Here is a 24,559-nt window from a genome sequence, read left to right as displayed (position 1 = left end):
GCGCACCGAGCGCCAGGCGCCTCGCGCTTGGACGCAACGCGTCATGAGCTCGGGCGGGCCCCGGTGAGCGGGGCCGCGCCCGTCGTCGTGCTTTCCCGATCCGAGGCTGAGGTGGCGATGGAGTCGAACCGATCAGATGCGCGCGCGATCAGCGACCGCGGCGCGGCCGAGCCCGCGACGCTCGTCGCGCTGCTGCGGCGCCGCGCGGAGCAGCGCCCGTCTGCGCACGCCTACACCTTCCTGCTCGACGGCGAGTCGGACGCGCGCTCGATGACCTACGGCGAGCTGGATCTCCGGGCGCGCGCGCTCGCCGCGGAGCTCCAGGCCGGCGCGCGGGCGGGTGAGCGCGCGCTCCTGCTGGTGCCGCCAGGGCTCGACTTCATCGCCGCCTTCTTCGGCTGCCTCTACGCGGGGCTCGTCGCGGTGCCCGTCCCGCTGCCGCAGCGCAAGAGCGGGCTGCTCCGCGTGCTGGCGATCGTGCGCGACTGCCGGCCGAGCGTCGTGCTCACCACCGAGGCGCTCCTGGGCGCTGTGGCGATGCTCCGCGACGATCCGAGCCTCACCGAGCTGAGCCACCTGCGCTTCATGACCGTCGACGCGGTCCAGGACGGCCAGGGTGACGCGTGGCGAGCGCCGCGCGTGACGGCCGAGACCCTGGCGTTCCTCCAGTACACCTCGGGCTCCACCGGGACGCCCAAGGGCGTGGTGCTCACGCACGGCAACCTGCTGCGCAACGAGCTCATGATCCAGCGCGCGTTCGCGCACACCGAGGAGAGCGTGATCGTCGGGTGGCTGCCGCCGCACCACGACATGGGGCTCATCGGCAACATCCTTCAGCCGCTCTACGTGGGCGTGCCGTGCGTCCAGCTCTCGCCCGACCAGTTCCTCATGAAGCCGCGGCGCTGGCTGGAGGCGATCTCGCGCTACAGGGCGACGACGAGCGGCGGGCCGAACTTCGCCTACGAGCTGTGCATCCGCAAGATCCCCCCGGAGCAGCGGGGAGGGCTCGACCTCGGCTCATGGCAGGTGGCGTTCAACGGGGCCGAGCCGATCCGGGCGGCGACGCTCGACCGCTTCGCCGAGGCGTTCGCGCCGGCGGGGTTCCGGCGCGACGCGTTCTATCCCTGCTACGGGCTGGCCGAGGCGACGCTGCTCGTGACCGGCGGAGCGGCCGGCGCGCCGCCGATCGTGCGCGCCGCCGACCGCGCCGCGCTGGCAGAGGGGCGCGCCGCGTTCGATCCGCGCGATCCGGAGGCCGGCGTCCCCCTCGTGGGCTGCGGGGGATCGCCGGCCGGCGACGAGGTGCGGATCGTCGATCCCGAGACGTTCCGGGCCTGCGAGGACGAGCGCGTCGGGGAGATCTGGGTGGCCGGCGCGAGCGTGGCCCAGGGCTACTGGGAGCGGCCGGAGGACACGGCAGCGACGTTCGATGCGCGGCTGTCGACGGGAGAGGGGCCGTTCCTGCGGACCGGCGATCTCGGGTTCTTCTCGCGCGGCGAGCTGTATGTGACGGGCCGGCTCAAGGACCTGATCATCGTCCGCGGGCGCAACATCTACCCGCAGGACATCGAGCTCACCGCGGAGGAGAGCCACCCGGGCCTCCGCGCCGGCGGCGGCGCGGCGTTCTCGGTGGACGTCGACGGCGAGGAGCGCGTCGTCGTCGTCCAGGAGCTCGGCCGGCGCGCGCCGGCGTCGACGGATCCGGCGGAGCTCGGCGCGGCGATCGAGCGCGCCGTCGCCGACCGGCACGAGGTCGCGGTCCACGCGGTCGTGCTCATCAAGCCGGGCAGCCTGCCGCGGACAACGAGCGGCAAGGTGCAGCGGAGGGCGTGCCGCGGCCGGTTCCTGGACGGGTCGCTGGGCGCTGTGTGGCAGTCGACGATGGGCGCGCGCGCGGGCGCCGGGGCCGAGATCGCGGAGCCGCCGCGGTCAGCGCTGGAGAGCACGCTGGCAGGCATCTGGGCCGAGGTGCTGGGGCGCGCGCGGGTCGGCCGGGACGAGGAGTTCCTGAGCCTGGGAGGCGACTCGCTGCGGGCGATGCAGGTGAGCGGACGGGTGAGCGAAGCCCTCGGCGTCGACGTGGGGCCGGCGCAGCTCTTCGAGTCGACGACGGTCGCGGCGCTCGCGGCCTGGATCGAGGCGAGGCAGGCCGGCGCGCCCGCGGGCGGGGCGGCGGGCGGGGCCGCGTCGATGACGCCGATGACGCGGCCGGATCGACCGCCGCTGTCCCCCGTGCAAGAGCGCCTCTGGTTCCTCGAACAGCTCGTCGCCGGGGCGCCCGTCTATCACATCGCGGCGGCCCTGCGGCTCCACGGAGCGCTCGATACGAGCGCCCTGGAGCAGGCGGTGACGGCGCTCGTGGCCCGCCACGAGGCGCTGCGCACGAGCTTTCCGACCGTCGCGGGGCAGCCCGCCCAGAAGATCGCGCAGCCCGGCCCTGTCGCGCTGCCGATCAAGGACCTGAGCGCCCTCGCCGAGGAGGACAGGGAGCCAGCGCTGCAAGCGCTCCTCCGCGAGGAGGCGCGGCGCGCGTTCGACCTCGCCGAGGCGCCGCCCGTGCGCTGGACGCTCGTCCGCGTGAGCGAGCGGGAGCACGCGCTGGCGCTCACCTGCCATCACCTGATCGTGGACGGCTGGTCGATGAACGTGCTCCAGCGCGAGCTGTCGGCGCTGTACGGCGCGCTCGCGGCGGGGCGCTCGCCGGCGCTCGCGCCGCTCTCGCTCCAGCCAGCGGATCATGCGCTGTGGCAGCGCCGCAACGAACAAACGGCGACGCGCGAGCGGGAGCTCGCCTACTGGCGCGAGCGGCTGAAGGGGCCGGTGCCGCCCCTCGATCTGCCCACCGACAGGCCGCGGCCCTCGGTCCAGACCTACGCGGGCGCGCGCGAGGGGCTCGCGCTGCCGCCGGAGCTCGTGGCACGGCTCGGCGCCCTCGGACGGCGGGCGGGCACGACCCTGTTCACGACCGTGGCGGCGGGGCTGTTTGCGCTGCTGCACCGGTACACGGGCCAGAGCGATGTCTGCGTCGGCACGCCTGTCGCCACGCGGTCGCGGGCGGCCCTCCAGGGCGTCGTCGGGTGCTTCCTTAACACGCTGGCGCTGCGCGTCGACCTCGCGGGGAATCCGAGCGTCGCGGAGCTCCTCGCCCGCGTCCGCGCGGCGGTCACGGAGGGGCAAGCGCACCAGGAGGCGCCGTTCGAGCAGGTGCTGCAGGCGCTGTCCATCGAGCGGAGCCTCAGCCGCACGCCGCTGTTCAACGTGATGCTGGCCATGGATCCGACGCCCGAGCCGGCGCCGGAGATCCCCGGTCTGTCGATCGACGCGCAGCGGGTGGACACAGGGACAGCGCAGTTCGATCTGGTGCTCAACCTCGCCCTGGACGGCCAGGGAGCGCGGGGCGCCTGGGAATACAACACCGATCTCCTCGACGCCGCGACGGTCGCGCGGATGACACGGCACCTCCTCGCCATCCTCGAGGGCTTCGTCACCCGTCCCGAGAGCCGGCTGGCCGAGCTGCCGGTGATGGATGCGGCCGAGCGGCGGCAGGTCCTCGTCGGCTGGAACGCAACGGGGCGCGCGTATCCGGAGGAGCGGCGCGTCCACGAGCGCTTCGAGGCGCAGGCCGAGCGGACGCCGGACGCCGTGGCGGTGATCTTCGATGAGGAGCGGCTGAGCTATCGAGCGCTGAACGAGCGCGCCAACCAGGTGGCGCACGCGCTCAGGAAGCGCGGCGTGGGGCCGGACGTGCTCGTGGCCATCGCCGCCGAGCGCTCCGTCGAGCTGGTCGTCGGGCTGCTCGGCGTCCTCAAGGCCGGCGGAGCCTACGTGCCGATCGACCCGGAGTACCCGGCGGACCGCATCGCCTTCATGCTCGACGACGCGGCTGCGCCCGTCCTGCTCAGCCAGCGGCCGGTGGCCTCGCGCCTGCCCGCGCACGGCGCAGAGGTGCTTTGCCTCGACAGCGAGCGCGCCGAGATCGACAGCGAGCCGACGACCAACCCCGCTGTGGCGGTCTCGCCCGACAACCTCGCTTACACCATCTACACGTCGGGCTCGACAGGGCGTCCCAAGGGCGCCGGCAACAGCCACCGTGGCCTGCTCAACCGCCTGCAATGGATGCAGGAGCGCTACGGGCTCACCCCGGATGACCGGGTGCTCCAGAAGACGCCCTTCAGCTTCGATGTCTCGGTCTGGGAGTTCTTCTGGCCGCTCATGACCGGCGCCTGCCTCGTCGTCGCGCGGCCCGGCGACCACCGCGACGGCGAGCGGCTCGTCGAGCTGATCACGCGCCACGGCGTCACCACGCTCCACTTCGTCCCGCCCATGCTCCAGGCCTTCCTGGAGACGCCGGGCGCGTCGTCGTGTCGATCGCTGCGCCGGGTCATCTGCAGCGGCGAGGCGCTGCCGGCGGAGCTCGCGCGGCGGTGCTTCGAGCGGCTCGAGCGCGCCGAGCTCCACAACCTCTACGGGCCCACCGAGGCGTCCATCGACGTGACCTCCTGGGCCTGCCAGCGACAGGACACGTCGGGCTCGGTGCCCATCGGGACCCCGATCGCCAACACGCAGATCTACCTGCTCGACCGCCACGGCCAGCCGGTGCCGGCGGGCGTCGCGGGAGAGCTCCACATCGGCGGCGTCGGGCTCGCGCGCGGATACAACCGCCGGCCGGATCTGACGGCCGAGCGCTTCGTGCCCGATCCGTTCGGCCCGACGCCCGGCGGGCGGCTGTACCGGACAGGCGATCTGGCCCGCTATCGGCCGGACGGAGCCATCGAGTTCCTCGGCCGCCTCGACCACCAGGTCAAGCTCCGCGGCTTCCGCGTCGAGCCGGGCGAGATCGAGGCCGTCCTGACGTCGCACCCCGCGGCGCGCGAGAGCCTGGTGGCGCTGCGAGAGGACACCCCCGGCGACAAGCGCCTCGTGGCCTACCTCGTCCCCGACGCCGAGCGGGCGCGGCCCGTGCGCGAGCTGCTTCGCCTCGAGCGCGAAGGCCATCTCGCGGATCGGCCCCGCCACGAGCTGCCGAACGGGATGGCGATCATCCACCAGAACAAGGGGGAGACGGACTTCCTCTACGGCGAGATCTTCGAGGACGAGGCCTATACCAGGCACGGGATCACGCTGCGTGACGGCTGCTGCGTCTTCGACATCGGCGCCAACATCGGCATGTTCGCGCTCTACGTGAGCCGCGCGTGCCGCGGCGCCAGGATCTACGCGTTCGAGCCGATACCGCCGCTCTTCGAGGTGCTGCGCCTCAACGCGCGCATCCACGGCGTCGACGCAGCGCTCTTCGCGTGCGGGCTCGCGAGCGTGGAGCAGCAGGCGGAGTTCACCTACTACCCCCACAACACAGCCATCTCCGGCCGCTTCGCGGACGCCGCGGACGACCGCGAGGTCGTCAAGACGTACGTGCTCAACCAGCAAGCGATCTCAGGGAAGGAGACGCTCTCGGAGGAGGTGCTCGACGTGCTGCTCTCCGAGCGCCTCGCGACGCAGCGCTTCGTCTGCCCTCTGCGGCGGCTGTCCGACGTGATCCGCGAGCACGGCGTCGAGCGCATCGATCTGCTGAAGATCGACGCGGAGAAGAGCGAGCTCGACATCATCGGCGGCGTCGACCCCGACGACTGGCGCAAGATCGAGCAGATCGTCCTCGAGGTCCACGACATCGACGGCAGGCTGCAGCAGATCACGGCGCTGCTGCGCGCGCATGGCTACGAGGTGGCCGTGGAGCAGAGCCGGATGCTGGCCCACACAGGCCTGTACGACGTCTATGCGCGGCGCCCCTCCGAACACGAGCCCGCCACGGCCAGGAAGGGCGCTCTGCGCGACGCCGAGCGGACGTGGGCGAGCCCCGGTCGGCTCGTGAGCGACATCCGCGGATTCGCGGCGACGAAGCTCGCGGAGCACATGATCCCGGCGGCCTTCGTGCTGCTCGAGGAGCTGCCGCTCTCGCCCAACGGCAAGGTGGATCGCAAGGCGCTCCCCGCGCCCAGGAGCACGCGAAGCGCCGCGGGCCGCGCGCTCGTGGCGCCGCGAACCGACCTCGAGCGCGCCATCGCGGAGGTCTGGCAAGACGTCCTGTCGGTCCCGCAGGTCGGCGTTCATGACAACTTCTTCGATCTGGGCGGACATTCGCTCTTGCTGCCCAGGATCCATGGCCGCCTGCGCGGGATGGCGCGCGGTGAGCTCCCGATGCTGGTCCTGTTCCAGCACCCCACCATCGCCTCGCTCGCAGAGGCCTTGAGCCAGGACCCGAGCGCCTCGCCGGCGCCTCAGGCCGGCGAGCGGGACGGCGAGCGGACGAGAGCCGCGCAGCAGCGGCGCGGGGAGATCTTCGCGCGGCGGCGCGGCGGACTGGAGACAAAGAAATGACCACGGCGAGCAGCGGCGAGCCCCGCCCGGGCCTGGACATCGCGATCATCGGCATGGCCGGGCGCTTCCCGGGCGCGCGGGACGTGGCGGCGTTCTGGCGAAACCTCTGCGCGGGCGTCGAGTCCGTCTCGATCCTCACCGAGGAGGAGCTCCTCGGCGCGGGCGTGGATCCCGCGCTGATCGCGCGGCCCGAGTACGTGCGGGCGCGGGCGGTGCTCGACGACATCGACATGTTCGACGCGGAGCTGTTCGGGTTCACGCCGCGCGAGGCCGCGGCGCTGGATCCGCAGCACCGGCTGTTCCTGGAGTGCGCGTGGGAGGCGTTCGAGAACGCCGGGATCGACCCGGAGCGCGCGGGCGGCCCGGTCGGCGTCTACGCCGGATCGAGCCTGAGCGGGTACCTGGCCCACCTCTTCCCCGACGGGCCGCGCCTGCAATCGGCGGCCGACGTCGCGGCGCTCCTCGCGCTCGACAAGGACTTCCTCGCGACCCGCGTGTCGTACAAGCTGAACCTGGAGGGGCCGAGCATCGCCGTGCAGACGGCGTGCTCCACGTCGCTCGTCGCCGTGCACCTGGCCTGCCAGGCGCTGCTCACCGGCGAGTGCGACATGGCGCTGGCGGGCGGCGTCTCCGTCAGCGTCCCGCAGAAGAGCGGGTACCTCTACCAGGAAGGCGCGATCGCGTCGCCCGACGGCCACTGCCGCGCCTTCGACGCCGGCGCCCGCGGCACCGTCGGGGGCAGCGGCGTCGGGGTGGTCCTCCTCAAGCGGCTCGACGACGCCATCGCCGATCGGGACGCGATCGTCGCCGTCATCAAGGGGTCCGCCGTCAACAACGACGGCCGGGTCAAGATCGGCTACACAGCGCCGCGCGTCGAGGGGCAGGCGCGCGTGATCCGCGCCGCCCACGCGGCCGCGGGCGTGGACGCGGACTCCATCACGTACGTGGAGGCGCACGGCACCGGCACGCCGCTCGGCGATCCGATCGAGGTCGCCGCGCTGACCCAGGCGTTCCGCGCCTCGACCGACAGGAAGGGCTTCTGCGCGATCGGATCGGCGAAGACCAACGTCGGGCACCTGGACGCGGCCGCGGGCGTCACCGGCCTGATCAAGGCGGCGCTCGCCGTGGGCCACGGGCGCATCCCGCCCAGCCTGCACTTCCGCGCGCCGAACCCAGCGCTCGACCTCGAGAACAGCCCGTTCCACGTGGCCGCCGAGCTCACGGCGTGGTCGCCCGCCGGCACGCCGCGCCGCGCGGGCGTGAGCTCCTTCGGCCTGGGCGGCACCAACGCGCACGTCGTGCTCGAGGAGGCGCCGCCGCCGCCGGACGTGGACCCGCCCCGCCCGTGCGAGCTGCTCGTGCTGTCGGCCCGGTCGAGCGCGTCGCTCGAGCGCCTGACCGACGCGCTCGCGGAGCACCTGGAGGCCCGGGCAGACCTCGAGCTCGGCGACGTGGCGCGCACGCTGCAGCTCGGCCGCCGGGCGTTCGGCCACCGCCGCGCCGTTGTGTGCCGCTCGCGGGAGGAGGCCGCGCGCGCGCTCCGCGATCGCGGCGGCGCAGCGCGCACCGGCGGGCCCGTGGCCGGGCCGCGGCCGGTCGCGTTCCTGTTCCCCGGGCAGGGCGCCCAGCGCCCCGGCATGGGCCGCGATCTGTACGAGAGCGAGCCCGTGTTCCGGGCCGAGGTCGACGGCTGCGCGCAGCGGCTCGAGCGCCACCTGGGCACGGACATCCGGGCGCTGCTGTTCCCCGCGCCCGCGGACGCCGAGGAAGCCGCGAAGCGCCTCGATCGGACGTCGATGACGCAGCCGGCCCTCTTCGTCGTGGAGTACGCGCTCGCCCGGCTGTGGATGGCCTGGGGCGTGACGCCCGACGCGATGCTCGGGCACAGCGTGGGCGAATACGTGGCCGCGTGCCTCGCGGGGTGCCTGTCGCTCGACGACGCCCTGTCGCTCGTGGCGGCGCGCGGGCGGCTGATGGAGGCGACGCCGGACGGCGCGATGCTCGCGGTGTCCGCTTCCGAGGCGGAGATCGCGGGGTGGCTCGGCGAGGAGGTCGCCCTGGCCGCCGTGAACGGGCCGCGGCGGTGCGTGCTGTCCGGCGGCGCGGCGGCGATCGAGCGGATCGAGCAGGAGCTCGCCGGCCGCGGGATCGAGGCGCGCCGGCTGCGCACGGCGCGCGCGTTCCACTCGCGCCTGATGGACGGCGCCGTCGCCGGGTTCCGTGAGGCGGTGGGCAGGGTGGCGCTGCGCGCACCGCGGATCCCGTGGGTCTCGAACGTCACCGGGACCTGGATCACCGCAGCCGAGGCGCAGGACCCCGACTACTGGGTCCGGCACCTCCGCGGCACGGTCCGCTTCGCGGAGGGCGTGAAGGCGCTGCGGGAGCAGGGGGAGCGGATCTTGCTGGAGGTCGGGCCGGGGCAGACGCTCACGGCGCTGAGCCGGCAGGGCGCCGCGGGGTCGGTGGCGGTCGCTTCCATGCCGGCGGGCGGGGAGACAGCGGCGTCGGGCGCAGCGGGCGCAGCGCTGCTCGACGCGGTCGGGCAGGTCTGGGTGGCCGGCGCTGCGGTGGACTGGGCAGGCCTGCAGGCGGGGAAACACCGGCGGCGCGTCGCGCTGCCGGCGACCCCGTTCGAGCGAAAGCGATGCTGGCTGGAGCGCCCCGGCGCGAGGGGGGCGACCTCAACCTCGGTCGGGGCGACCTCAACCTCGGTCGGGGCGACCTCAACCTCGGTCAGAGCGACCTCAACCTCGGTCGGGGCGACCTCAACCTCGGTCGGGTCTTCCACCTCAACCTCGGTCGGGTCTTCCGATCTGGATGGAATTTTCTACGTCCCCTCGTGGAAGCGCGCCCCCCTGGAGCCGCCGGCGCTCGCGGCTGGAGCCGACGAGGCGCACTGGCTCGTCCTCGCGGACGACGAGGCGATCGGCCTCCGGCTCGTGGAGCGGCTCGAGCGCGCCGGCCGGCGGGTCACCCGCGTCCGGAGCGGCGAGCGCTTCGAGCGCCTCGCGGAACGCGCGTTCACGCTCCGCCCGGACCAGCCAGAGGACCACGCCGCGCTGCTCCGCGAGCTCGACCCGACAGCGGGCAGGCCCACGCGCATCGTGCACGCCTTCAGCCTCGGCGACCCGCGCGCCCGCCACGACGCCGCCCCGGAGACGCAGCTCGGCCAGGACGCGTTCCGCGCTGCACAGCGCCGGGGCTCGGCCAGCCTGCTCTGGCTGGCACGGGCGCTGAGCCAGCAGCCCGGAGACACCCACCTCGTCGCGCTCGCCAGCGGCCTGCACGACCTGACCGGCCGGGAAACCCTGCGCCCCGAGCACGCCCCGCTGCTCGGCATCTGCAGGAGCATCCCGCTGGAGTACCCGCACGTGCGCTGCCGCGCGCTCGATCTCGAGACCGCCGAGCCGGACGCCGCCGAGGCCGATCGCCTCGTCGAGCGGATCCTCGCGGAGGCGCGCTCCGACGCCGGCGACACAGTGGTCGCCTACCGCGGCCACCACCGCTGGGTGCCCACCGTCGAGCCGCTCCCGCTGAGGCCCGCGCAAGGGGCGCCCCCCTTGCTGCGAGAAGGCGGCGTCTACCTCATCACCGGCGGGCTGGGAGGCATCGGCCTCTGGCTCGCGGACTACCTCGCCCGCACCGTGCGCGCGCGGCTCATCCTCACGGGTCGCTCCGCTCCGACCGACGAGCAACGCGCGCGGCTCCTCGCGCTCGAGAAGGCCGGCGCCGAGGTCCTCGCGCTGCGCGCCGACGCCGCCGACGCCTCGCAGATGCGCGCCGCCGCGCGCGAAGCGCTCGACCGGTTCGGCGCCGTGCACGGCGTGATCCACGCGGCCGGGGTCACCGGCGGCGGGCTCATCGACCGCCTCACGGCGGACGCGCTGGACGCAGAGCTCGGCCCCAAGGCGCTCGGGGCGCTGTCGATCGAGGAGATCGCCCGCTCCCTCCAGCCGGACTTCGTCCTGCTCTGCTCCTCGATCACCGCGCTGAGCGGCGGCCTCGCGCGCGCAGGCTACGCGGCCGCCAACGCGTTCCTCGACGCGTACGCGCAGGCATGCGCGCGCAGGGCAGGCCCGTACACGGTCTCCATCAACCTCGATCGCTGGCGCAACGTCGGCATGGCGGCCCGCGCCGAGGCGCGCCTCCTGGCCCTCGGGATCGACGACGTGATCCTCGACGGGATGAGCCCGGAACAAGGCCAGCAGGTCTTCCACCGCGTCCTGAGCCAGGCGGCGCGGCCGCAGGTGATCGTCTCGGTCCGCCCGCTCCACGGCCTGCCCAGGGACGACGAGGGCGCCGCCCTGGCGCGGCGGCTCGGCGCCGGCGGCGCCGCCGTGGCCACGGGCAGCGGCGCGCCGGCGCAGCGCGCCGAGGCAGCGGCCGAGCGCCTGTCGCCCGAGGCCGTGACGGCGCAGGTGACAGCGATCTGGGCGCGGGCGTTCGGCGTCGACCCCATCGACCCCGGGAAAGACTTCTTCGCGCTCGGCGGCGAGTCGCTCCTCGCCCTGCAGATCCTCAACCGCGTCCGCGAGACGTTCCAGGTGGAGGTGCCGCTCCGCGAGTTCTTCGAGCGGCCGACCGTGGCCGCGCTCGCGGAGCGCGTTCAGCAGGCGCGAGGGCAAGCGCCCACGAGCGCCGAGCCGGCCCTCGTCGCGCTGCCCCGCACCTCGCGGCGGCTCCCCGGCGCCGGGAGCGCGCAGGCGCCGGCGCGGCCGGACGGCCAGCCGGACGGCCAGCCGGTCCCCTCGAAGGGATCGAAGGAGAGCGGGCGATGAGCGTGCTCGGCTTCCTCGTGCGCCGCGCCTTGCGGCCCCTCCTCCTCGCCATCGCCGCCGGCGTGATCAGCGGGCTCGCGGGCGCCGGCATCATCGCGCTCGTCCAGGAGGCGCTCTCCGCGCAAGGCCGCCCCGCCGCGCAGCTCGCGTGGGCGTTCGCGGGGCTCGCCGTCCTCGGCGTGGCGAGCAAGGCCGTCTCCCAGGTGCTCCTGACCCGGCTGGGACAGGCCATGATCGCGGAGCTGCGCATGCAGCTCGGCCGGCGCATCCTCGACGCGCCGCTGCGCCGCATCGAGCAGCTCGGCCCCCACCGGCTGATGGCCGCGCTCAACGACGATCCGGCCGTCATCACGCAGGCGTACGTCTTCCTGCCCCTGCTCTGCGTCAACGTGGCCACCGTCCTCGGCTGCCTGGCCTACATCGGGCTGATCTCGTGGTCGGCGCTGGCGATCGTGCTCGGCGCCATGGGGCTCGGCGCCGTGCTCTTCCGGGCGCACGACGGGCGCGCTGTCCGCGCCTTCGCCCGCGCCCGCGAGACGAGCGACGCCCTGTTCCAGCACTTCCGCGGGCTGACGAGCGGGATCAAGGAGCTCAAGATGCACGGCGGGCGCGGGCGGGCGTTCCTGCAAGGCGCCCTCGGCGAGAGCCTCACGTCGTACCAGCGGGACTACGTCGCGGGCACGACCGAGTTCGCCGTCGCGATCGGCTGGGGCACGCTGCTCTTCTACGCCGTCCTCGGGCTCACCCTGTTCGCCCTGCCGACCTGGGCAGGGCTGACGCAGCCGGCGATGTCCGGCGTGGTGCTGGCCATGCTGTTCCTGCTGACGCCGTTCGCGCAGACGGTCGAGTTCCTGCCGGCGGTCGGGCGGGCCAGCGTCGCGCTCTCGAAGGTGAGCAATCTCGGCCTCGCGCTGGCGCCGGAGCCGGAGATCGAGGCGAGAGAGCCGCCGCGCCAGGGCGGCGCGGAGGGCCCGCCCGCGGCGTTCGAGCGGCTCGAGCTGACCGGCGTCACGCACCGTTATTACCGGGAGAAGGAGGACGGGAGCTTCCAGCTCGGGCCCATCGATCTGACCTTCCAGCCCGGCGAGATCGTGTACCTCGTGGGCGGCAACGGCAGCGGCAAGACGACGCTGTCCCTCCTGCTCCTCGGGCTCTACGCGCCGGAGTCCGGCGAGATACGGCTCGACGGCGTGCCCATCGACGACCGGAACCGCGAGCGGTACCGGCAGCTCTTCTCGGTCGTCTTCGCGGAATACCACCTCTTCGAGCGCCTGCTCGGCCTGAGCGGCCCCGACCTCGACGAGCGCGCCCGCCGCTACCTTGAGCGGCTGCAGCTCGATCACCGGGTGCGCGTCGAGGACGGCGCCCTGCGCGTGACAGGGCTGTCGCAGGGGCAGCGCAAGCGCCTCGCCCTGCTCACCGCCTACCTCGAGGACCGGCCATTCTACGTCTTCGACGAGTGGGCGTCCGACCAGGACCCGCACTTCCGGAAGGTCTTCTACACGGAGCTCCTCCCCGAGCTGCGGGCGCGGGGCAAGACCGCCCTCGTCATCACGCACGACGACCAGTACTTCGCGCTCGCCGACCGCTGCCTGCGGCTCGATTTCGGCCGCCTGACCGAGCTGCCCGCGGCCGCCGACGAGGGCGACGAGGCGCCGCGCGCGGCGCGGGAAGAGCGCGCCGCGAGCGCCCGCGCCGACGAGGGCGGCCGGGCCCGATCCGCGCACGCTCGCCGCCTCCAGATCGAACAGCGGGCCGCGCAGGAGACCGGCGCCCGCGGCCGCGAGGCCGTGGCGGCGACGGAGCAAGAGACATGAGGCGAGACAACCGCTCCTTCCTGCTCTCGGCGCTGATCTCGCTGGCGGCCGCCGGCTGCGCGGAGGCCCCGAAGAGCGCCACCCGCGCCCCGGCGCAGCGCGCCGGCAGCGCGGTGACAGTGTCCGGCCTCGACGGCGCGGTGACCGTCGCCTCCGATCACCTGGGGATCCCCGCGATCCGCGCTGCCTCGAGGGACGACGCCCTCCGGGCCCTCGGCTTCGTCACGGCGCGCGACCGGCTGTTCCAGCTCGACCTGCTCCGGCGGAGCAGCGGAGGACGGCTCGCCGAGGTCCTCGGGCGCGATCTGCTGGAGGCCGACACCCGGCAGCGGCTCTACGGCGTCCCGGAGGCCGCAGCGGCGATCCTGGCGCGCCTGCCCGCGAGCCAGCGCGCCGCGCTCGACGCCTACGCCGAGGGCGTCAACGCCTACCTCCGCAGCGCGGCGGCGCTGCCCGTCGAGTTCGGCCAGCTCGGCTATCGGCCCGAGCCGTGGCGCCCCGAGGACAGCGTCCTCGTCGTGCTGGAGATGTTCAGGGCCCTCAGCGCCACCGAGGACGCGGAGCGGATGCACACGGTCCTGGCGCGCAGCCTCCCGAAGGGCGTGACGTCCTTCCTGCTCGACGACGCCGACCCCTACACGAGGGCGCTGCTCGGCGCGCAGGCGCCCGCGCCCCCGCCGCTGCCGGTCGAGGGGCTGCGGGCGCTGGTGGCGCAGCACCGGAAGGAGCGCGCGCCGAGCGCCGGCGTGCTCGGCGAGGGCGCCGGCGAGGCGCCGGTCGGCTCGAACGGCTGGGCGGTGGCCGGCGCGAGGACGCGAGACGGCCGCGCCATCGTCGCGAACGACATGCACCTCGAGCTCGGCGTGCCCAACATCTGGTACCGCGCCGAGCTCCGGTACGGCGACAGCGAGCTCGCGGGCGTCGTGCTGCCCGGCGTGCCCGTCGTCATCGCGGGGACGAACGGCCACGTCGCGTGGGGGATGACCAACCTCATGGGCGACGCGATGGACCTCGTCCAGATCGAGGCCCACCCCGAGCGCGCCGACATGTACCGGACGCCCTCGGGCTGGGCGCGGTTCGAGGTCGCGCAGCAGACGATCAAGGTCCGCGGCGAGCCCGACGCCGCCGTCACGGTCCGCAGGACCCTCTGGGGGCCCGTCGCGCCGCGGCCGCTCCTCGGAGCGCCTGTCGCGATCCGCTGGGCAGCGCTCGATCCCGAGGCGGTCGACCTCGGGCTCCTCGAGATGGATCGGGCCCGGAGCGTCGACGAGGCCGCCGACGTGATGAACGCCGCCGGCGGGCCCGGGTGCAACGTGCTGCTCGGCGACCGGCGCGGCCGCGTCGCGTGGACGGTCACCGGGCGCGTGCCGCGGCGCCGCGGGCTCGACGGCTCGGTCGCCGTCTCGTGGGCGGACGGGCGCGCGGGCTGGGACGGGTACCTGCCCCCCGCCGCGCTGCCGCGCGTCGTGGATCCGCCGTCGGGGTTCATCGTCAACGCCAACCACCGCATGCCGCTGCCCGAGGGCGCCCCGGCGCTCGGCCGCGACTACGCGAACGGCTACCGCGCCTACCGCATCACCGAGCGCCTGCGCGAGGCGCGCCCTGTCGCCGAGGCGGACCTCCTTTCGGTGCAGCTCGATACGCGGGCCGAGTTCTTCGGGTTCTACCGCGAGCTCGCGCTGCGCGCGCTCGGCGACGAGGCCACGTCGGGCCGGCCGGCGCTCGCCGAGGCGCGGCGCGCGCTGGCGGCGTGGGACGGCCAGGCGGACGTGTCGAGCGTCGGGCTGCCGCTGCTCGTGCGGTTCCGGCGCGCCCTGGCCGACGAGGTGTTCGCCGCGTGGCTCGCCCCGAGCCGCGCCGCGGAGCCGACCCTGGAGCTCGATCTGCCCGACATCGACACGCCCCTGCAGCGCGCGCTCGGCGAGCGGTCGCCCGATCTCGTGCCGGCGCGCGAGGGCGGCTGGGACGCCTTCGTCCTCGCGGCGCTGGAGAGGGCCATGGCGTCGCTCAGGCAGCAGCACGGCGCGCGGCCCCTCGACCAGCTCGAGTGGGGCGCGGTGAGCCGGGTGCGGATCGCGCACCCGCTCGGCGCGAGCCCGGAGCTCGCCGCGCGCCTCAACATGCCTGACGAGCCGCTCCCGGGGTGCGTCACCTGCGTGCGCCTGGCGAGCCGCACCTTCGGCGCGAGCGAGCGGCTCGTCGTCTCGCCGGGGCGCGAGGCGGACGGGATCCTGCACATGCCGGGCGGGCAGTCGGGCGATCCGACGTCGCCCCACTACCGCGATCAGCAGCGCGCCTGGGTCGACGGGCGCCCGCTGCCGCTCCTCTCGGGGCCTGCCGCGCACACGCTCACGCTCGTTCCCGACACGCTCGTTCCCGACACGCTCGTTCCCGACACGCTCGTTCCCGAGCGCCGATGACATCGATCACCACATCTCGAACGGAGGAGTCCATGGCCAGCGAAGAGCATGAAGACAACACCATTTACAAAGTCGTCGTGAACCACGAGGAGCAGTACTCGATATGGCCCGAGTACCGGGAGAACCCCCTCGGCTGGCGCGACGCGGGCAAGAGCGGGACGAAGGCCGAGTGCCTCGAGCACATCAAGGAGGTCTGGACCGACATGCGGCCGCTCAGCCTGCGAAAGCGGATGGAGGAGGGAGAGCGGTCGTGAACGACTCGAGCGCTCAGGCAACGCGGGAGGCGTCGCGGGAGACAACGCGGGAGTCGCCGGATGACGCCGCGCGGGGCGGGGCGGCAGGCCTCTTGCGCTCCTGCTTCCCCGGCGGCCCGCTGCCGCTCGTCGTCAGCCCGATCGAGCGCGGGGACGTCTCCGACGTCTCCCGCGTCCCCGCGCTCGCCGCGGCCATCCGGGCGTGCGCGGAAGAGGACCTGTTCCGGCACGGAGCCGTCCTGTTCCGCGGCTTCCCTGTCCGATCGCTCGCCGACTTCCACGCGTTCGTCCGGCTCGTGACGCCGGAGCTCCTCGACTACACGTTCGGGTCGACGCCGCGCTCCCACGTGCAGGACCGCATCTACACGTCGACGGAGTACCCCGCTCACCAGCACATCCCCCTTCACAACGAGCAGTCGTACACGCTCGATTGGCCGCTCAAGATCTGGTTCCACTGCGCGCAGGCCGCGCCCGAGGGCGGCAGCACCCCGATCGCGGACAGCCGCGAGGTCTTCCGGCGCATCCCGGCGCGCCTGCGGGAGCGCTTCGCGGCGAAGAAGGTGATGTACGTCCGCAACTACGGCAACGGCCTGGACCTGCCGTGGCAGAAGGTCTTCGGCACGAGCGACAGGGCCGAGGTCGAGCGCTTCTGCCGGGCGGCAGGCATCGAGTGCGTGTGGAAGCCCGACGGCGAGCTGCGCACACGCCAGGTGTGCCAGGCCGTGGCCACCCACCCGCGCACCGGAGAGCAGGTGTGGTTCAACCAGGCCCACCTGTTCCACGTCTCCAACCTGGAGCCTGCCGCACGGGAGGCGCTCCTCTCGATCTTCGCCGAGGAAGACCTGCCCCGCAACGCCCTCTACGGAGACGGATCGCCCATCGAGGGCGCCGCGCTCGACGAGATCCGCGAGGTGTACGGGCAGCTCGCCATGGAGTTCGCCTGGCAAGAGGGCGACGTGCTCCTCGCGGACAACATGCTGGTCGCCCACGGGCGCGCGCCCTTCCGCGGCCCGCGCAAGGTGCTTGTCGCCATGGCCGAGCCGTACAGGGCCAAGGCCTCCTGAGGTTCTTTCATGCGTGAGGATGTCTTCGTTTTTCCGATGAGCTCCGCCCAGGAGCGGCTGTGGTTTCTCGCCCAGCTCGAGCCGGAGAGCGCTTCGTACAACCTGGCCACGGCCGTGCGGCTCACCGGGTCGCTCGACGTCGCCGTGGCGGAGCGGTGCCTCTCCGAGATCGTGCGCCGGCACGAGATCCTGCGCACGACGTTCGCCGTCGTCGACGGCCAGCCGTCCCAGGTCGTCCAGCCGGAAGGGGCGCTGCAGATCGAGCGGCGGGACCTCGGCGCCCTGCCGCCCGCCCAGCGAGACGCCGAGGTCCGGCGCCTGATCGACCGCGAGGCGCGGCGGCCTTTCGATCTGGCGAACGGCCCGCTGCTCCGGCTCACGCTCCTGCGGCTCGGATCGGAAGAACACGTCCTCCTCTGGGTGGTTCACCACATCGCCTTCGACGGGTGGTCCACGAGCCTTGTCCTCGGCGAGTTCGCCGCGCTGTACACGGCGTTCGCCGCGGGCCGGCCCTCCCCGCTCGCCGATCCGGCGCTCCAGTACGCGGACTTCGCGCACTGGCAGCGCCAGCGCCTCGAGGGCGGGCTGCTCGAGGCCCAGCTCGCCTACTGGAAAGGGCGGCTCTCGGGACAGCCGGGGGTGCTGGAGCTGCCCACGGATCGCCCGCGGCCGGCGACCCAGCGGTACCGGGGCGCGCGGCGCTTCTTCCGCGTGCCCGGCGCGCTCGCCGAGGCGCTCTCTGCCCTCGCGCGGCGCGAGGGGACGACCCTGTTCTCCGTGCTGATGGCGGCGTTTCAGGCCCTCCTCGCGCGCCACGCGGGGACGTTCGATATCAGCGTGGGCACGCCGGTGACGAACCGGAGCCGCGCCGAGCTCGAAGGGGTCGTCGGGTGCTTCGCCAACACCGTCGTGATCCGCGCCGATCTGTCCGGGGATCCGCCGTTCGCGCGGCTCCTCGCGCAGGTCACGGCGGCGGTGCGCGAGGCGCAGGCGCACCAGGACGCGCCGTTCGATCAGGTCGTGGAGGCCGTGAGCCCGGTCCGGGACCTGAGCCACGCGCCGCTCTGCCAGGTGATGTTCGCGCTCCAGCCGGTGCTCCGGCAGCAGCTCCAGGTGCCGGGGCTCGGGGTGCGGCTGCTCGATCTGGACGTGGGCGGCGCCCAGTTCGATCTGTCGCTCGACGTCGCGCCCGACGAGGACGGGCTCTCGGCCGCCCTCGAGTACGACACCGACCTGCTCGACGAAGCCACTGTCGCGCGGATGGCCGACCACCTCCTGCGCCTGCTCGCGGGCGCGGCGGCGCGCCCCGGAGCGCGCCTGTCGGAGCTGCCGATGCTCGCGGCCGAGGAGCAGCGGCAGGTGCTCGGGTGGAGGACGGCAGGGGCGCTCCGCCAGGCCCCGCGCGCCGTCCACCGGATGTTCGAGGAGCAGGCAGCGCGCGCGCCCGGGGCGACGGCCGTCGTCCACGAGGAGCGGCAGATCACGTACGGCGAGCTCGATCGGAGGGCCGACCAGCTCGCGCAGCTCCTCCGGCGGCGAGGGGTCGGGCCGGAGGTCCGCGTGGGCCTCTGCCTTCCGCGCTCGATCGGGATGATCGCCGCCGTGCTCGGCGTGCTGAAGGCGGGCGGCGCCTACGTCCCGCTCGATCCCGACCTCCCCCGGGAGCGGCTCGCCGCGATGATCGACGGCGCCGGGATCCGCGTGGTGATCGCCGAGGAGGGCGCGGCCGCCGACAAGCCCCCCGGCGTGGCGGTGATCCAGCTCGACGCGCAGCGGGCGTGCGTGCGCCGCGAGGTCTCGTCCGCGCCGCCGCCGCGCGAGATCGAGGCCGAGCCGGCGCCCGAGCAGGCGGCCTACATCCTCTACACCTCCGGCTCGACCGGGACGCCCAAGGGCGTCGTGGTCCCCCACCGGGCGATCGCGAGCTTCGTCGACGTCGCGGCCGGGGTCTACGAGATCTCCTCGAGAGACCGGGTGCTGCAGTTCGCGTCGCTGAGCTTCGACGCGAGCGCGGAGGAGATCTTCCCGTGCCTCGCGCGGGGCGCGACGCTCGTGCTGCGCACCGAGGCGATGCTCGAGTCGGTCGACGCATTCCTCGCGGCGTGCGGCGCGTGGGGCGTGACCGCGGCGGTGCTGCCGACGATGTACTGGCACCGCATCGTCGCGGGGCTCGGCGAGGGCGCGGCCCTCCCGCCGTGCCTGCGGCAGATCGTGATCACCGGCGAGGCGGCCCTGCCCGAGCGGGTGAGCGCCTGGCGCGCGTCGCCCGAGGCCGCGCGCGTCCGCCTGCTGAACGCCTACGGCCCGACCGAGACCACGGTGACCGCGACGGTCAGCAACCTGTCGGCCGCCGCGGACCCGCGCGACGCGTGGGCGGTCCCCGTCGGCCGGCCGCTCGCGAACACGCGCGCGTACGTGCTCGATCCCGCCGGTCAGCCCGTGCCGGCCGGCGTTGTCGGAGAGCTGTACCTCGGCGGCCAGGGGCTCGCGCGCGGGTACTGGGCGCGCCCGGAGCTGACAGCGGAGCGCTTCGTCCCCGATCCGTTCGCGGACAGGCCGGGAGAGCGGCTCTACCGGACGGGTGACCGGGCGCGGTGGCGTGCGGACGGGCAGCTCGAGTTCGCCGGCCGCGTGGATCACCAGGTGAAGCTGCGCGGCTTCCGGATCGAGCCCGGCGAGATCGAGGCGCGGCTCGGCGAGCAGCCCGGCGTGCGCGAGGCGGTCGTGATCGTGCGGCAGGACCGGCCCGAGGAGCAGCGCCTCGTGGCGTACGTCGCGGCCAGCGCGGACGTTTCGCCGGAAGCGCTCCGGCGCGCGCTCAAGGAGCAGGTGCCGGACTACATGGTGCCCTCGGCGTTCGTGGTGCTGGAGGAGCTGCCCCACACGCCGTACGGCAAGATCGACAGGCGCGCGCTGCCGGCGCCGGCAGCGCCGAGCGGCGAGGCCGCCGCGCCGCGCACGGAGGCCGAGGCGGCGCTCGCGGGGATCTGGGCGGAGCTCCTGGGGCGGCAGGCGGTCGGGGTCCAGGAGAACTTCTTCGAGCTCGGCGGCGACTCGATCCTCGCGCTCCAGGTCGTCTCCCGCGCGCGGGCCGCGGGCCTCTCGCTCACGCCCCGGCAGATCTTCCAGCACCAGACGATCGCCGATCTGGCCGCGGCAGCGGCGGCGGCGCTGGCGCCGGCGTCGATCGCGGCGGCGCCGCTCGCCGGCGACGCGCCGCTCACGCCGATCCAGCGCTGGTTCTTCGAGCTGGGCGGGCCGAACCCGCACCACTGGAACCAGACCGTGCTGCTCGAGCTGCGGCAGCGGATCTCCGTCGAGGCGCTCACGGCCGCGGTCCAGGCCGCGGCCGACCACCACGGCGCGCTGCGGCTGCGGTTCGCGCGCGAGGCGGACGGCTGGCGCCAGCGCTACGCGGGCGCGGCCGCCGCGGCTGTCGCGCGGGTCGACCTGTCGGGCGTCCCCGCCGAGGCGCAGGCAGCGGCGCTGGCCAGGGCAGCCGGCGAGCACCAGGCGCAGCTCCACCTGACCGAAGGGCCGCTCCTCCGCGCGGTGCTTTTCGATCTGGGCCCGGATCGCCCGGGCCGCCTCTTCCTGATCGCGCACCACCTCGTTGTCGACGCCGTGTCCTGGCGGATCCTGATCGAGGATCTCCAGACCGCCTACCGGCAGCACGAGGGCGGCGAGGCGATCCGGCTCCCGGACGAGACCCTCTCCTTCGGCGCGTGGGCCCGGCGCCTGGGCGCGCACGCCCGATCCGAGGAGGCGGCGCTGCAGGCCGAGGCGTGGATCGCCGCGAGCCGCCCCACGACGGCGCTGCCCGCGGACGATCCGGCCGGCGGGTCGCTCGAAGCGGAGACCGTCTACCTGACCCATTTCCTCGGCGCCGAGGACACGCGCGCGCTGCTGCAGGCGACGCCCGCGTACCGGATGCGCGTGGACGAGATCCTGCTCGCGGCCTTCGCCGGGGCGCTCGCGCGGTGGACGGGCGATCCGGCCGTGCGCATCGACCTGGAGGGGCACGGGCGCGACGCGCTCGACGACGTGGATCTCTCGCGGACTGTCGGGTGGTTCACGAGCATCTACCCCGTCCGGCTGGAGGTCCCGGCCGGCGCGGCGCCCGACGGCGTGCTCAAGGCGATCAAGGAGCAGCTCCGCGCCGTCCCGCGGGGCGGCGCCACGTACGGGGTGCTCCGGTACCTTGGCGAGGACGAGCGCGCGGCGCGGCTCCGGGAGCACGCCGCGCCGCAGGTGAGCTTCAACTACCTCGGGCAGTGGGACGACCTCTTCGCGTCGAGCCCGCTGTTCGCGCACGCCGAGGGCGACGTCGGGCGCGCCCACGATCCGCGCACGCCGCGGGCCTATGAGCTGGAGGTCGACGCGGCCATCGTCGGCGGGCGCCTCCGGGTGATGTGGAGCTACAGCGGCGCCCGGTACCGGCCCGAGACGATGGCGCGGCTCGGCGAGGACTTCACGGCGCGCCTGCGCGACCTCGTCGCGCACTGCCTCGCTCCGGACAGCGGCGGAACCACGCCCTCGGACTTCCCCCTGGCGCGGCTCGACCAGGCCAGGCTGGACCGCCTGCTGGGCGCCGGCCGCGACGTCGAGGACGTCTATCCCCTGAGCCCGCTGCAGCAGGGGCTGCTCTTCCACAGCCTGTGGGAGCCCGGCTCCGGCGTCTACGTCGAGCAGGTGACGTGCAGGCTGGAGGGGGCGCTCGACGTCGACGCGTTCCGCAGGGCCTGGGAGGCCGTGGTCCAGCACCACGGCGTCCTGCGGTCGACCTTCGTGTGGGAAGGCGCCGACGAGCCGCTCCAGGTCGTGCGTCGCGGGGGCGCGGTCGAGGCGGTGGAGATCGAGCTCGAGGACCTCCGCGGCGCCGGCGCCGAGGAGCAGCAGGCGCGGATGGCCGCCCGCACCGACGCGGATCGCGCGAGGGGCTTCGATCTGGCGCGGGGCCCGCTGATGCGCGTCTCGCTCCTGCGCCTCGGGGAGGAGGCGTACCACGTGCTCTGGAGCCACCATCACCTGCTCCTCGACGGGTGGGCGGCGTCCCTCGTGCTGCGAGACGCCTTCACCGCGTACGACGCCCTGCGCAGCGGACGCCCGGCCGCGCTGTCGGCTCGCCGGCGCTACCGCGAGTACGTCGCGTGGCTGCGCGAGCGGGACGGGAGCGCCGAGGCGCCGTTCTGGCGAGGCGCGCTCTCGGGCTTCAGCGCGGCGACGCCGCTGCCCCTCGACAGCGCGACGCGCGAGGCGTCGGCCGACGGGGCGCGCGGGTACGGGGCGAAGATCGTGGCGCTGTCGGAGTCGGCCACGGCGCGGCTCCAGCGCTTCGCGCAGCAGCACCGGGTGACGACGAGCACCCTCGTCCAGGCCGCCTGGGCGCTCTTGCTCAGCCGGGCCGCCCGGAGCGACGACGTGCTCTTCGGGATCACGGTGGCCGGGCGATCGGCGCCGCTGGCCGGGATCGAGGCCATGGTGGGGCTCTTCATCAACACGCTGCCGCTGCGCGTGGCCGTGCCGCAGGCCGCCACGGTCGCGCGCTGGCTGCGCGATCTCCAGGAGTCGATCACCGAGCTCGGCGCCCACGAGCACACGCCGCTCGCGCAGACGCGGACGTACAGCGCGATCCCGGCGGGACAGCCGCTGTTCGAGAGCTTGCTCGTCTTCGAGAACTACCCCACCGATCCTCGGACCCAGCAGGGGTTGCCCGGGCTCGGCGTCCGCGACGTCGCGTTCGCGGACCAGACCAACTACCCGCTCACGCTGGCCGTCCTCCCGGGAGCCCGGCTCCAGCTCCGCCTGTCCCATGACCGGCGGCGCTTCGACGACGAGGCCGCTTCCCGCCTTCTCGGCCTCGTGGAAGGGGCGCTCCGGCAGCTCACCGGCCGCCCCGAGGCGCCCGTCGGCGAGCTGTCGCTCCCGGGAGAGCTGGAGTCCCGGCGCGTCGTGACGGCGTGGAACGCGACCGAGCGCGCGTATCCGGACGGGCGGCGCGTCCACGAGCTCTTCGAGGCGCAGGCGGCGCAGACGCCGGACGCCGTGGCGGTGATCTTCGACGAGAAGCGGCTGAGCTATCGAGAGCTCAACGCGCGCGCCAACCAGGTGGCGCACGCGCTGAGGCGGCGCGGCGTGGGGCCGGACGTGCTCGTGGCCATCGCGGCCGAACGATCGATCGAGATGGTCGTCGGGCTGCTCGGCGTCCTCAAGGCCGGCGGCGCCTACGTGCCCATCGACCCGGAGTATCCCGCGGACCGGATCGCCTTCATGCTCGAGGACGCGGCCGCGCCCGTCCTGCTCAGCCAGTGGCCCGTGGCGTCGCGCCTGCCGGCGCACGGCGCCGAGGTGCTGTGCCTGGACGCCGATCGCGCCGAGATCGACAGGGAGCCGACTGGCAACCTCGCGACCCCGCTGTCGCCGGACAACCTCGCTTACACCATCTACACCTCCGGCTCGACAGGGCGACCGAAGGGCGCCGGCAACAGCCACCGTGGCCTGCTCAACCGCCTGCAATGGATGCAGGAGCGCTACGGGCTCACCGCGGAAGACCGGGTGCTCCAGAAGACCCCGTTCAGCTTCGATGTCTCCGTCTGGGAGTTCTTCTGGCCGCTGATGACCGGCGCTGGCCTCGTCGTCGCCAGGCCCGGCGACCACCGCGACGGCGAGCGGCTCGTCGAGCTGATCACCCGCCACAACGTCACCACGCTGCACTTCGTCCCGCCCATGCTCCAGGCCTTCCTGGAGACCCCCGGCGCGTCGTCCTGCCGGTCGCTGCGCCGGATCGTCTGCAGCGGTGAGGCGCTTCCGGCGGAGCTCGCGCGGCGGTGCTTCGAGCGGCTGGAGCACGCCGAGCTCCACAACCTCTACGGGCCCACCGAGGCCTCGATCGACGTGACCTCCTGGGCCTGCTCGCGAGGCGACGCCTCCGCCTCGGTGCCCATCGGACACCCCATCGCCAACACGCAGATCTACCTGCTCGATCGCCACGGACAGCCCGTGCCGGTCGGCGTCGCCGGAGAGCTCCACATCGGCGGCGTCGGCCTCGCCCGCGGCTATCACCGGCGGCCCGACCTCACCGCGGAGCGCTTCGTGCCCGATCCGTTCGGCTCCGCGCCCGGCGGGCGGCTCTACAGGACCGGCGATCTGGCGCGCCACAGGCCCGACGGCGCCATCGAGTTCCTCGGCCGCCTCGACCACCAGGTCAAGATCCGCGGCCTGCGCGTCGAGCTCGGCGAGATCGAGGCGCGCCTGCTCCAGCACCCGGAGGTCCAGGAGGCCGTCGTCGTCGCGCGCGACGAGGCCCACGGCGGAAAGCGCCTCGTCGCCTACGTGGCAGGACGCGACGGGTCGGCGCCCGAGCCGGAGGCGCTGCGCGGGTGGGTCGGCGAGGCGCTCCCGGCCTACATGGTGCCTGCGCCGATCGTCGTCCTGGAGCGACTGCCGCTCTCCCCGAACGGCAAGGTCGACCGCCGCGCCCTGCCCGCGCCCGAGGCGGCGGCGCTCGGCCATCGTCCCTACGTAGCGCCCCGGACCGAGGCGGAGCGGATCCTCGCGGAGGTCTGGGCGGAGGTGCTGCACCGCCCGCAGGTCGGCGTCGAGGACAACTTCTTCGAGCTGGGCGGCGACTCGATCGTCACCTTGCAGGTCATCGCGCGCGCCGCCCAGCGGGGGCTGCGCCTGTCGCCCAAGCAGCTCTTCGAGCACCCGACCGTGGCCGAGGCCGCGGCGCAGCTGACCGTGGCGGCCGAGCCGATCGAGGCGCCACCCGCCCCGCCGCCCGCCCCCGAGGCCCCCGATGCCGGCCTCTCCGCGGAAGAGTGGAGCGATCTCCTGGACGAGCTTCAAAGGTGA

The 24,559-nt window shown here is 74.2% G+C and carries 7 protein-coding genes; all 7 read left to right on the top strand.

Annotated elements, in window-relative coordinates:
* Positions 1-117 precede the first annotated feature (117 nt).
* From WMF42_RS41255 to WMF42_RS41225, 7 genes are read left to right on the top strand one after another with little or no spacing between them, the layout of a single operon-like run.
* A complete protein-coding gene (locus WMF42_RS41255) occupies positions 118-6,372 on the top strand; it encodes an amino acid adenylation domain-containing protein (protein ID WP_437688570.1) in 6,255 nt (2,084 codons plus the stop codon).
* Positions 6,369-11,150: a type I polyketide synthase gene (locus WMF42_RS41250; RefSeq protein ID WP_437688568.1), complete on the top strand. Its 4,782-nt coding sequence runs from the start codon at positions 6,369-6,371 to the stop codon at positions 11,148-11,150. The genes WMF42_RS41255 and WMF42_RS41250 overlap by 4 nt, the downstream gene beginning before the upstream one ends.
* Positions 11,147-12,967, top strand: coding sequence for a cyclic peptide export ABC transporter (locus tag WMF42_RS41245; protein ID WP_437688566.1), 1,821 nt, complete (start codon positions 11,147-11,149; stop codon positions 12,965-12,967). Before WMF42_RS41250 ends, WMF42_RS41245 begins: the two co-directional genes overlap by 4 nt.
* Positions 12,964-15,387: a penicillin acylase family protein gene (locus tag WMF42_RS41240; RefSeq protein WP_437688565.1), complete on the top strand. Its 2,424-nt coding sequence runs from the start codon at positions 12,964-12,966 to the stop codon at positions 15,385-15,387. The genes WMF42_RS41245 and WMF42_RS41240 overlap by 4 nt, the downstream gene beginning before the upstream one ends.
* Before the next feature lie 32 nt (positions 15,388-15,419).
* Positions 15,420-15,641 carry an MbtH family protein gene (locus WMF42_RS41235; RefSeq protein ID WP_437688563.1) on the top strand — a complete coding sequence of 74 codons (222 nt, stop codon included), beginning with the start codon at positions 15,420-15,422 and terminating at the stop codon, positions 15,639-15,641.
* Complete coding sequence (locus WMF42_RS41230) at positions 15,638-16,705, top strand: TauD/TfdA family dioxygenase (RefSeq protein WP_437688561.1); 1,068 nt, start codon at positions 15,638-15,640, stop codon at positions 16,703-16,705. Before WMF42_RS41235 ends, WMF42_RS41230 begins: the two co-directional genes overlap by 4 nt.
* A 9-nt stretch (positions 16,706-16,714) precedes the next feature.
* Entirely contained in the window at positions 16,715-24,559 is a 7,845-nt protein-coding gene (locus WMF42_RS41225; protein ID WP_437688559.1) for an amino acid adenylation domain-containing protein, read from the top strand.

The sequence above is a fragment of the Sorangium sp. So ce176 genome (genome assembly GCF_051519835.1).
GTDB lineage: Bacteria > Myxococcota_A > Polyangia > Polyangiales > Polyangiaceae > Sorangium > Sorangium cellulosum_G.
Note: the sequence above shows the minus strand (reverse complement) of the source record. Positions and strands in the feature narration are given on the sequence as shown.